General features: G+C 43.5%; 6 protein-coding genes and 2 pseudogenes. 1 reads left to right on the top strand and 7 read right to left on the bottom strand.

Annotated elements, in window-relative coordinates:
• From xerC to D2962_RS07300, 6 genes and pseudogenes are all read right to left on the bottom strand, one after another.
• The gene (gene xerC / locus D2962_RS07325) at positions 1-894 is read right to left on the bottom strand and encodes a tyrosine recombinase XerC (protein ID WP_122014604.1); all 894 of its coding nucleotides are present in this window, start codon (positions 892-894) and stop codon (positions 1-3) included.
• A 115-nt stretch (positions 895-1,009) separates the two neighbouring features.
• The gene (gene trmFO / locus D2962_RS07320) at positions 1,010-2,347 is read right to left on the bottom strand and encodes an FADH(2)-oxidizing methylenetetrahydrofolate--tRNA-(uracil(54)-C(5))-methyltransferase TrmFO (protein ID WP_245984957.1); all 1,338 of its coding nucleotides are present in this window, start codon (positions 2,345-2,347) and stop codon (positions 1,010-1,012) included.
• On the bottom strand, positions 2,344-4,425 hold the full coding sequence (topA, locus tag D2962_RS07315; protein WP_122014603.1) for a type I DNA topoisomerase: 2,082 nt from the start codon (positions 4,423-4,425) through the stop codon (positions 2,344-2,346). Before topA ends, trmFO begins: the two co-directional genes overlap by 4 nt.
• Positions 4,426-4,482: 57 nt before the next feature.
• Entirely contained in the window at positions 4,483-5,571 is a 1,089-nt protein-coding gene (dprA, locus tag D2962_RS07310) for a DNA-processing protein DprA (RefSeq protein WP_120766822.1), read from the bottom strand.
• 14 nt (positions 5,572-5,585) lie between these two features.
• The gene (gene cobO, locus D2962_RS07305) at positions 5,586-6,116 is read right to left on the bottom strand and encodes a cob(I)yrinic acid a,c-diamide adenosyltransferase (protein ID WP_120766821.1); all 531 of its coding nucleotides are present in this window, start codon (positions 6,114-6,116) and stop codon (positions 5,586-5,588) included.
• Positions 6,117-6,155: 39 nt separating this feature from the next.
• Positions 6,156-7,689 (bottom strand): annotated as a pseudogene (locus D2962_RS07300) (YifB family Mg chelatase-like AAA ATPase).
• 656 nt (positions 7,690-8,345) lie between these two features.
• Here D2962_RS07300 and clpB point away from each other — a divergent pair.
• A complete protein-coding gene (gene clpB, locus D2962_RS07290; RefSeq protein ID WP_122014601.1) occupies positions 8,346-10,919 on the top strand; it encodes an ATP-dependent chaperone ClpB in 2,574 nt (857 codons plus the stop codon).
• 1 nt (position 10,920) lies between these two features.
• Here the strand turns inward: clpB and D2962_RS19500 are convergent.
• A pseudogene (locus D2962_RS19500) lies at positions 10,921-12,545 on the bottom strand (acyl-CoA dehydratase activase).

Below are 12,545 nucleotides of genomic sequence, written 5' to 3'. Positions count from 1 at the left end.
TCATTTGTGGGGAAATGCTTTAGTATAAACTTCCTTCAGCCTTTCCTTTGTTACATGAGTATAGATCTGAGTTGTGGAAAGGCTGGCATGCCCCAGCAGTTCCTGGACTGTTTTTAGATCGGCTCCGTTGTTTAGCATATGTGTGGCAAAACTATGCCTCAAGGCATGGGGGCTTATTTTTTGATTCAGTGACGCAATCTTTACATACTTTTCTATAATTCTCCTGATACTTCTATCGGTAATGCCGGTTCCATTTTTGTTCAGGAATACAAAATCACAAGCTGTGTCTTTTACCAGAAAGGGCCTGCTTTTTTTTAGGTATTCTTCCATACTCCGGGCAGCTTTTGTGCCAAAAAATACAACCCTCTCCCGAGAACCTTTCCCCAAAACTATTATAAAATTTGTGCCCATGTTCAGGTCTTTTAGTTTCAGAGATACCAGTTCCCCAACCCTCATGCCAGTAGCATATAAAAGTTCCATAATGGCCTTATCTCTGATTCCCAAAATATCATCAGCGGGGGCTGAAAGGAGGGTTTCAATCTCGGCCGGGTATAAAAAAACGGGTAGCTTTTTTGGCAGTTTAATGCCTTTTAATGACAATGCTGCATTTTCGTCGATTATTCCTTCCATTACAAGATACTTAAAAAAAGTCCTCATAGCAGAAACTTTTCTTGCAATGGTTCTTTTCGACAGCTGTCTTTCATTCAAATGTGTTAAAAATCCCCTCAGTATAGAATAATTTACGTTTTTAAAGGCTGGTTCAGATATTTTATTTTGTTTTAAATATTCGAGAAACTGATTTAAGTCTTCAGCATAGGATTTAATGGTATTGGCAGATTCGTTTTTTACGCCTTTCAAGTAGCTTAAAAAACTGTCAATCAAAGCCTCATCCAATTTTATCAACCTCTCGATAACATTTAATATACTACCATAACATTTTATTTTATGCAAGATTCAATTCTAAATTATTTTTAAATTCATTGTTAATTTTTTTTGAGAAAAGCTCTCATTATTTAATACAAGCCTCAGTTAACATCTTATCAATCGCCGAAAGGGACCTTTCCGCCAAAAATTTATTTCTTTCTTTTTTTGATCTAACTTTTTTGTTTAAAGGTGGTAATATGCCAAAATTGGATTTCATGGGCTGAAAATTATCGTGATTCGAAGATGTAATATAGTGGCAGAGAGCCCCAATGATGGTTTCTACAGGGAAAACCAATGGGCTCTGGCCTTTTAAAGACCTGGATATATTTATCCCGGCAACTATTCCGGAAGCCGCCGACTCAATATAACCTTCTACCCCGGTAATCTGGCCGGCAAAAAATAAATTTTTCATATTTATATATTCAAGGGTTGGTTTTAAAAACCTGGGGCTTGAAATAAAGGTGTTCCTGTGTATAAAACCATAGCGGATAAATTCCGCATTTTCCAGTCCCGGAATCAGGCTAAAAACCCTTTTTTGCTCCCCCCATTTCAAACTGGTTTGAAATCCCACTATATTAAACATGGTTGCTTCTTTATTTTCCCTTCTCAATTGTACAACTGCAAAAGGCTCTTTACCCGTCCTCGGGTCTATTATTCCAACGGGTTTTAAAGGACCAAACAGCAAGGTTTTCGGCCCCCTTCCGGCCATTACCTCCACCGGCATACATCCTTCAAAAAAAACCGGTTTTTCAAACTCCTTTAGGGGATGAACTTCTGCATTTATAAGCTCGTGGTAAAAATTATTATACTCTTCCTGGGTAAGGGGTAAATTTACATAATCTTCATCACCTTTGCCGTATCTTGATCCCCAAAAGGCCCTTTTCCAGTTGATGGAGTCCCCTGTAATGATAGGACTTGCCGCATCGTAAAAATAGAGGTGCTCGCTGCCCAAAAAATTGCCCAGCGCTTCGGAAAACTCATCTGAAGTCAGCGGTCCTGTAGCTATTACCGCAGGTGGTTCGGGGATATTCTTTATCTCTTCCCGGTGAACGGCTATATTGGGATGTACTTCAATAATACGGGTAATAGTGGATGAAAACCGCTGTCTATCAACTGCTAGAGCACCGCCTGCCGGTATTTTAGTTTCATCTGCTACTTTAATTATCAAAGAATCCAGCAGACGCATCTCTTGTTTTAGTAAGCCGGCAGCATTGGTAATCTCATCAGATCTCAGGGAATTGCTGCAAACAAGTTCAGCCAGCTTATCCGTATGATGAGCCGGAGTATTTTTATATGGCCGCATTTCATACAGATCTACTTTGATTCCGTTTTTAGCTATCTGCCAGGCGGCTTCACATCCTGCAAGGCCGCCCCCGATTACCTTGACGCTTTGCATTTCTCCACCTTCGGTCAATAAAATCATTGATGTGACTCTCTGTACTTACACTCATTGTTTGAACATATCTCAATCTCTCCATTTTTGGTATTTTTAATTACCATGTAGCTTCCACATTTGGGGCATTGTTTACCGCTGGGTTTATCCCACGAAACGAACTCACATGTGGGGTAATTGGCACATCCATAAAAAATCCTGCCTTTTTTTGTCCTTCTGACTACCACATTCCCACCGCAGAGGGGGCATTTGGCTCCGACTTCTTCGATCAGAGGTTTTGTATTTTTACATTCGGGAAATCCCGGACAGGCTAAAAATTTTCCATATCTGCCCCGCTTTATCACCATATTTCTACCGCATAATTCACATTTTTCGTCGGTTTCCTCATCTTCAATTTTTACTTTTTCTATAGTTTGTTCGGCGGTTTTTAACTCCTTTTCAAAAGGGACATAAAAAGATTCAATGACATTTTGCCATTTCTCTTCGCCTGATTCAATTCTATCCAGTTGATCTTCCATTTCTGCTGTAAAATCCACATCTACGATATCCTTAAAAAACTCCTGCATGATCTGAACCACAATCTCACCCAGTTCTGTGGGTTTAAACCTGCCTTTTTCCTTTTCCACATAACCGCGCTTTTGTATTATATCAATGATAGGAGCATAGGTGCTGGGTCTTCCTATACCTTTTTCTTCCAGAGTCTTGACCAGCATGGCTTCAGTATATCTAGGAGGCGGTTGTGTAAAATGCTGTTCAGGTAGAAGCTTTATAAGTTTTAACAACTGGCCCGCCTCAAGAGGCGGTAAGCTGCCTTCTTCCTTTTCTGCCTCTTCATCGGTGCTTTCTATATATACAGCCATAAAACCTTGAAATTTCAAGACCGAACCCGTGGCCTTGAAAATATATTGTCCTGCCTTTATATCCACGGAAACGGTGTCATATACCGCCGGAGCCATCTGACTGCTTACAAATCTCTCCCAGATTAGCTTATACAACCTGTACTGGTCCCTCGTGAGAGAGTCCTTGACGCTTTCCGGTGTCCTGAAAACCGATGTTGGCCTTATGGCTTCATGGGCGTCCTGGATATTTTTTTTATTTTTTTGAACCGGCGGTCTTTCTGAAATATATTCTTTGCCGAAATTTTTGTTTATATAATCCCTGGCCTCATTCACAGCCTGGTCGGATATCCTGGTGGAATCGGTCCTAATATAGGTCACAAGGCCAACAGTTCCTTCACCTTTTATATCAAGGCCTTCATACAACTGCTGGGCTACCATCATGGTCTTTTTGGCTGTAAATTTCAGTTTTCTGGCGGCCTCCTGCTGCATGCTGCTGGTAGTAAAGGGCGGTGAAGGGTTTCTTTTTCTTTCACTTTTTTTTACCTCTGAAACTATAAAAGTTTCATTTTTTAATTCAGATAAAATCAGGTCAGCCTCTTGCTTATTATTTATTTCGAATTTCTTGTCACTTTTGGAATGCAACTGGGCCTTTATTCTGGAGCCTGTCTTTTCATCCGACAGGCTGGCATCGATGGTCCAGTATTCTCTGGTGACAAACTCCCTGATTTCCTTTTCTCTGTCGCATATTATTCTTACTGCCACGGACTGTACTCTGCCGGCGCTCAACCCCCATTTTACTTTTCGCCACAATATGGGACTTATTTTATATCCCACGAGCCGGTCAAGGATTCTCCTGGCCTGCTGGGCTTCCACCAGATTTTTGTTTATTTTCCTGGGATGTTTAATGGATTCTGAAACGGCATTTTTGGTAATCTCATGAAACTCAACCCTGCATGGTTCATCTTCCGGCAAGCCCAAAAGATTCGCCAGATGCCAGGATATGGCCTCACCTTCCCTGTCGGGATCGGTAGCCAGAAGAATTTTTTCAACTTTGGAGGCTTCCTTTTTTAAACTTTCCAGGAGGGAACCCTTTCCCCTGATAGTTATATATTTTGGTGCAAACCCCTTCTCAATATTTATACCCAACTGGCTTTTGGGCAGGTCCCTTACATGTCCCATGGAAGCCTGTATCTTGAAATTTCTGCCCAAAAATTTACCTATGGTTTTGGCCTTTGCCGGAGACTCTACTATGATTAAAGACTTGGCCATTAAAAATCACCTTTTTACAAATTCGTATTAATATTTTATTAATATCCTGTGAAAAAGTCAAATTTTCATTACATATCCACCTGGGAGAGTTGTAATCAAACCTTTTAACTCCAGCCGTGTAATTATGGAGTTTATTTCTCCCGATGCCTTTTGGGATTCTGCCAGCAGTTGTTCCATATGTACCGGCTGAAAATCTATTAATTCAAGAACCGCCTTTTCATCTCCGGAAAGACTTACAGATGTTTCAGATTCTTTTATTTCACCGGTTGTAGCACCTTCAATATATAATTCGCTTAATATATCATCGATGTTTTCCACCAATTTGGCGCCCTGTTTTATCAGTTTATGAGTCCCACGACTGTAAGGACTCAAAATGCTTCCCGGTACCGCAAAAACCTCCCTTCCCTGTTCCAGAGCAAAATCAGCAGTTATAAGAGACCCGCTCTTTTCCGCGGCTTCCACCACCAGTGTGCCCAAAGAAAGGCCGCTTATAATGCGGTTTCTGGCCGGAAAGTTGCTTGAAATCGGCCTCATGCCCATGGGAAAACCTGTCACAATGCATCCACAATGTATGATTTTCTTCATCAGGTTGGTGTTTTCCGGAGGGTATACTATATCTATGCCGCATCCCAACACCGCAGTGGTTGGACCTCCTGCATCGACAGCACCTTTATGGGCATAGGAATCAATTCCCCTGGCCATTCCGCTCACCACGTTGATTTCACGGGAAGCCAGCTCCCTGGCAAAATTCTCGGCCACGTTTTTCCCATAAGAGGATGCCTTCCGGGTACCCACTATGGCTACCGCATTATACTTCAGGGTGGATACATCCCCAAGCACATACAGCACCGGAGGGGGATCGTAGATCTGTCCGAGCAACTCGGGGTAATCTTTATCTGCAATAGTGACAATTTGGGCTCCGATTTTTTTTGCCCTGGCTATCTCCGCGGAAGGGTCTATTTTCTCTCTGTAATTTAGTATATGTTCACACAACTTATCGCTTATTCCCGGGATTTGCATCAATTCTTCCCTGCCGGCTTTAAAAAAACCATGTATATCCTTAAAAGCTGAAGAAATGTCGCTTATCCTCTTGGACCCCAGCATGGGTATCATGTTTAGGGCAATTAAAAGTTCGGAATCCTCCATGTTCTTCCTCCAAATCAATATTCTATACCCGGCTGGGCGGGAATCCCTTTCTTGTAATGATGTTTAATCTCCTTTACTTCACTTATCATATCGGCTTTCGCCATGATTTTTTCAGAAGCATAACGGCCCGTAAGCACCAGGGTTACATGTTCAGGTTTTAAAGATATGAGGTTTAAAACATCTTCTTCGGGAACCAGACCGTAGTCTACGGCCACATTTATTTCATCCAGGATTACCAAATCATGTTTGCCTTCAGAGATAACCTTTCGGGCAAGATCCATGCCTTCCCCGGCAAGCTTCAAATCTTCCGGAGTCGGATTTCCTTTTTTCACAAATTTATCCAGGCCTTTTTGTATAAGTTCAAACCTCGGTAAATATTTTCTTACTGCCTGTACTTCACCGTAGCTTTCGCTGCCTTTCATAAATTGAATCATATATACCTTTTCTCCATGGCCTATGGCCCTAACGGCCAGGCCCAAAGAGGCGGTGGTTTTTCCTTTACCGTTACCTGTATAAAGAAGTATCAATCCTTTTTTGCTCATTATTATTTCCTCCCATATTAAAAATGATTTAGATCACATACGCTACATCCTTAAATTCTGATAATATTTGTCCAGATTTCGGTATCTCAGTGCTTCAGCCAGATGATTTTCTTTTATATCCCGGCTTTGTTCTAAGTCAGCAATGGTCCTTGAAACTTTCAATATCCTGTTGTATGCCCGGCCGCTCAACCTCAAACGGTTAAAAGCATCCTTTAAAAGCAACTTTTTCCCCCCGGCCCAGATTGCAATATTTGCTTATGAGATTGGGGGTGAGTTGAGAATTGCAGTATATATTTTGTCCTTTATATCTTTCCAATTGTATTAGTCTTGCATTCTCCACCCTCTTTTTTATAGTAGCGGAATCTGTTACAGCGGAATTTTCAAAGTCGGAAAACTTCATCGGAGCCACTTCGGTCTGGATATCGATTCGATCTAAAAGAGGCCCGGAAATCTTTGAAAGATATTTATGTATCTGCTGGGGACTGCAGGAGCATTCGTGGAAGGGGTCTCCATAAAAACCGCACGGACAGGGATTTAAAGCCGCCACCAGCATGAACTTTGCGGGATATGTAATGGTGGCGTTTATTCTGGATATGGTTATTTCCCCATCTTCCAAAGGCTGGCGCAAAAGTTCCAGTATCTCCCGGGGAAATTCCGGGAGCTCGTCCAAAAAAAGTACCCCGTAATGAGCAAGAGTAACTTCACCGGGTTTTGGAATACGGCCTCCTCCTACAAGGCTCACGGATGATATACTGTGGTGGGGAGCCCTGAAGGGCCTTTTTTGTACCAACCCCGAATGGTTGGAGAGCAAACCTGCTATGCTGTATATTTTCGTGAGCTCTAAGGATTCTTCAAAAGTCATGGATGGAAGGATAGTTGGAATGCGCCTGGCTACCATAGTCTTTCCGGTTCCGGGTGAACCGAACATAATGAGATTATGGTGGCCGGCGGCAGCAATTTCCAGACAGCGTTTTAAATTTTCCTGCCCCCTCACTTCGGCAAAATCTCCTTCCGCTGTATCCGAAGTTTCCCGCTTGATCGGCAACTTTACGGCTTCTATCCTCATTTCGCCTTTAAAGAAATCCACCGCTTCTTTCAATGAGTTGACTCCGATGACATCGATACCCTGAATTACCGCAGCTTCCTCTGCATTTTCCCATGGGACCACTATGCCTTTTAGATTTTTTTGCTGGACCTCTATGGCCATAGGCAGAATACCATTGACTGGCCTTATCCTGCCATCCAGGGATAATTCCCCCACCACCGCATATTTTTTGAGGGATTCTGCAGGCAATTGGTCCGTGGCAGATAGTATCCCGAGGGCAATGGGAAGGTCAAAGTGGGGACCTTCTTTTTTTATATCGGCCGGAGCCAAATTCAGGGTAATTCTCTTTATTGGAAAGTCAAAGTTTTGATTTTTTATAGCCGCCCTTACTCTCTCCCTGGATTCCTTTACGGCCGCATCCGGAAGGCCGACAATATCAAAGGCAGGTAGGCCGCCGGATATATCTATTTCTACATCCACCAAAAAACTTTCCAAACCATATATGGCACAGCTTTTAACTTGCGATAGCACTACTCTTTCGACCTCCTTCAAAAGGTGTTTTTTATATGAATGATCTCATGTGTCTTTTCTCGATTTATCAATATGTCTATCACATTAAATCGCAGGTTATCGAATTTATGTTTTACCCCGCCTATGGATCTCTGCCAGCTTCATTAACTCCGGCAACCAGCTCAAGCTTCCTGCTTTTCAATTCCCCTCGGTGTCGTATAGCTTTAAGATTTTTTACTTCTCTATCTCAGTTAATATTTTCCAAAAAAAATACCCTCGTTTATCTTAATTCGCTACTTTTGTTTAAAATCCTGCTTTTTGTATCCGCTGAACCCATCCCCCTTGTAAATTTATCTTTATTTTTGTTGGAAATGTCGGTTTTGTCATATTTGTTCCTAAAAACAGCAAAGCCTACCTATGAAGCTCAGGTGTAGTGCACACTTTTTAAAGATGCTTTTTTAAATATTGTCGCATTGAAATCAGCGATCATGTTATATATTTATTGGGCTTTTGGGTAAAGGATTGAGTGCTTATAATTCTTCGGTGCTTTGTGGCGATATATTGACCTTTCCTGACCTTTGTAATATTATAATATTAAGCATCTTTCACTGAGCTTCTCGTTACCATCCATTCTAAATTAATATGTCGCCCAAATTACCTTAAAAGAGGTGTTAAAGTTGGATATAAACAAATATACTCAAAAATCCACCGAAGCCCTTGCGGAGGCTCAGAAGCTGGCTGTGGAGCGCCATCATCAGGAGGTGACGCCCCGCCATCTTCTTCTTTCCCTGCTCATCCAGGAAGACGGCTTCATACCCCGGCTTCTGACTCTGGCCGGTGTGAATCATGAGATGTTCAAAACCTCGGCGGAAGATATCGTAAGGCGCATTCCTTCCGTCCATGGATACGACGGGCCTCTGGCCATGAGTTCCGGTCTTTTAAGGGTAATGGTCCGCGCAGAAAAAGAAGCTTCCCGGATGAAGGACGAATACGTCAGTGTGGAGCACCTTCTCCTGGCTCTTATGGAAGAGGGAGACGGGGACATAAAAGATGTTTTTAAAAACTTCGGGCTAGACCGAAACAGGATTCTCGACGCTTTGAAAAAGATCCGTGGCAGCCAGCAGGTCACCAGTGAAAACCCAGAAGCCACATATGACGCCCTCAACCGATACGGCAGGGATTTCACCCGGCTCGCCCGGGAGGGAAAGCTGGACCCGGTCATCGGCCGGGATGAAGAAATAAGGAGAGTTATTGAAATTCTTTCCAGGCGCACCAAGAACAATCCTGTTATCATTGGCGAGGCCGGAGTGGGGAAGACGGCCATCGCAGAGGGTCTGGCCCGGCGCATAGTATCCAAAGATGTGCCCGAGGGTTTGAAAGATAAGAAAATAATAGCCCTGGATATGGGTTCTCTCATCGCCGGCGCCAAGTTCAGGGGAGAATTCGAGGAAAGGCTGAAAGCAGTGTTGAAAGAAGTCCAGAACTCAGACGGCCGGATCATATTGTTCATCGACGAGCTTCACACCGTAGTGGGAGCCGGCGCTGCGGAAGGTGCACTGGACGCCGGCAATCTCCTGAAGCCCATGCTGGCCCGGGGCGAACTCCGGGCTATCGGGGCGACCACCATAGAGGAATATCGAAAATACATCGAAAAAGACAAGGCTCTGGAGCGCCGTTTCCAGCCGGTGCTGGTAGAGCCGCCTTCGGTGGAAGACACCATTTCCATATTGAGGGGCCTTAAAGAAAAATACGAGGTATATCACGGGGTCAGAATCAAAGACAGTGCCATCATCGCCGCTGCGGTGCTTTCTGACAGATATATTCCTGATAGATTCCTGCCTGACAAGGCTATAGACCTGATGGATGAAGCGGCGGCGCGCCTTCGGACGGAAATAGACAGCATGCCTGCGGAACTGGATGAAATCCTGCGAAAAATTACCCAGCTCCAGATAGAAGAAGCGGCCTTAAAGAAGGAAAATGACCCACAGTCTATGGAAAGGCTGGAAAAAATTAAAAATCAGCTCGCCCAGTTAAACGTCAAAGCCAACAGCATGAAAGAACGCTGGAAACAGGAAAAAGACAGGATAACGAAAATTCACGACCTTAAAAAGCAGATTGATGAAGTTAAAATCCAGATTGAAAGAGCCGAACGGGAATATGATTTGAACAAAGTGGCGGAACTGAAATTCGGCAGGTTGAACGAACTGGAAAGAAAGTTGAGCGAGGAAGAAAATGCCATGATGAAGGAACATGCAAAAGAGGCTGTCTTAAAAGAAGAGGTGGATGAAGAAGAAATAGCCCGGGTGGTAAGCCAGTGGACAGGTGTTCCCCTGAACCGCATCATGGAAGGAGAAAAACAAAAGCTGCTGCACCTGGAGGATATCCTCCACAGGCGGGTGGTGGGCCAGGAAGATGCTGTTAAAGCCGTGGCCGACGCAGTCCTGAGGGCGCGGGCCGGCATAAAAGACCCCGGCAGGCCGGTGGGTAGCTTTATCTTTCTTGGGCCCACGGGAGTGGGCAAAACAGAACTGGCCAAATCTCTTGCAGAAGCCCTGTTCGACGATGAGCGCAACATCATAAGGATTGATATGTCCGAGTATATGGAAAAGCATTCGGTTTCAAGGCTCATAGGAGCGCCTCCGGGATACGTGGGTTACGAGGAGGGCGGCCAGCTGACTGAGGCGGTCAGGAGCCATCCCTATTCGGTCATCCTTCTGGATGAAATAGAAAAAGCTCACAGCGATGTATTCAACGTTTTGCTGCAGATTCTCGACGACGGCAGACTAACCGACGGCAAGGGGCGAACCGTGGACTTTAAGAATACCGTCATCATCATGACCTCCAATCTTGGAAGCCATGAAATCCTGGAATTTCAGGCGGGAGGCGGCAAAGATTTTTCTATAGTTAAAGAGCGGGTACTTAATCTCCTGAGGCGTCAATTCAAACCCGAGTTTTTAAACCGGGTGGATGAGGTAATAGTATTTCATCCACTGGAAAAATCTCATATGAAACAAATCTCCCAAATGCTTCTGGAGAAATTCGCCCAGAGGGTAAAGGACTTTGCCGGCTTGGAACTTACCTGGTCCGATAGGACTTTAAATTATCTGTCCGAAAAAGGTTATGATCCTTCTTATGGGGCAAGACCGCTGAAGAGGCTCATCCAGCAGGAAATTGAAACCCCATTGAGCCGTATGATAGTTCAGGGCGTAAAATCGGACGAAAAAATAAACCTGGATGAGCTGATAGATTAAACTAGTCGTTTTCGCCGGCGGCGATCAATGCCGCACCTAAAGCACCGACAATCTGCGGTTCAAATGGAACTATTATCTTTTCCTGGATTTTGTTTTCTATTTCATACACCACTCCATTGTTTTTGGCGACTCCACCTGTCATCATGTATTTTGCGCGCTTTCCCACCCTGCCCAAAAGCGAGGCGACCTTCGATGCCACCGACCTGTTCAATCCCCTGATAATATCCCTTTTATCTTTATTTTGTGCAATCAGGGAGATGACTTCGGATTCGGCAAAGACGGTGCACATGCTGGTTATTGTGATATCCTCTTTAAAATCCCTTACAACCTCTGCCATGTCTTCAATGGAAACCTGAAGAACTCTTGCCATGACATCCAAAAACCTTCCGGTTCCCGCCGAACATTTGTCATTCATGACAAAATCAACCACGTTTCCGCAATCATCCAGCCTTATCACCTTGCTGTCCTGGCCGCCAATGTCTATTATCGTCCTCACGCCGCTGTCAAGGTAAAATGCCCCTTTTCCATGACAGGTTATCTCCGTGACGGATTTGTCTGAAAAGGGAATACTTATTCTTCCATACCCTGTGGAAACAACGCAGGAGATATCTTCTCTTCTTAAATTGGCTTTCTCAAGAGCAATCCGATATGCCTCCCAGGCGCTGTCCAGGGCCTTTGCCCCAGTGGGAATGATGGAATAGGAGATAATGTTTTTATCCTGATCCAGTATTACGGCATTTGTCGACGTGGACCCGCTGTCGATGCCCATGAAGTATCCTCTGTTTTTTACCTGCACTTCGATTTTCTGACTCCAACGGATTCCAGAAAGGCATCCACCCTGTTCAGGATTTGACCGCCGTCAAAATCCAGGTAATCCGTTTCAATCTTTAATATGGGCACATTCAAAAAATTTTTCAGGGAAGCATATTCAAAAGAGTAAAAATCGCAAAACTTCACGGTGTTATAAATAATGCCCTTTAGATTGTAATTTTTTAAAAAAGCCAGCCTATCTGCGGTCATCCTCATGCAAGGATAAGAATTCATAATTGCAGACGCATAGTTGAAAATTAAATCATTCCCTTGCATTATATTTGACAGTCTTTGATCCCCCGTACACGTCAAATTGATTACATTGATATTGTACCTTTCCTCTATGTTTTTAATTACATCGTCTTTGAACCTAGCACCCAAAACTGCGATACATTCATTCGAGTCATAAATTTTTGCCTTGTGTTCTTTTAATATATTTTTAAACCTATCTTGATCAAATTTCTTACCCTTATATTCTTCATAAGCTCTGATAAACTCAAGTAATTCCGCATAAAACAAATTGCATGCGCTCTCATTTATCTTTCTCGGCAGGTCGATCACATGCAAAAATTTAACCTTATTCTTTAATATTTCGGCAAGTCTTCTTATACTGTCACAGCAGTTTACCAGGACCACCTCGTCAATATTTTTTTGCAGTATATCCTCCAGGGTCCCCTTCATAAAGCTGCACATATTGGGGTGGGTCAAACCTTCGGCTTTTTCATAAGTCTTAATTTCCGGATCAATCCTTGACACTTCCTCATCAAAGGCTTTGATTATCTCCACAGGAGTGTATTTGCAGACATAACCTATCAT

The organism is Biomaibacter acetigenes, from assembly GCF_003691585.1.
GTDB classification, from domain to species: domain Bacteria; phylum Bacillota; class Thermosediminibacteria; order Thermosediminibacterales; family Tepidanaerobacteraceae; genus Biomaibacter; species Biomaibacter acetigenes.
Note: the sequence above shows the minus strand (reverse complement) of the source record. Positions and strands in the feature narration are given on the sequence as shown.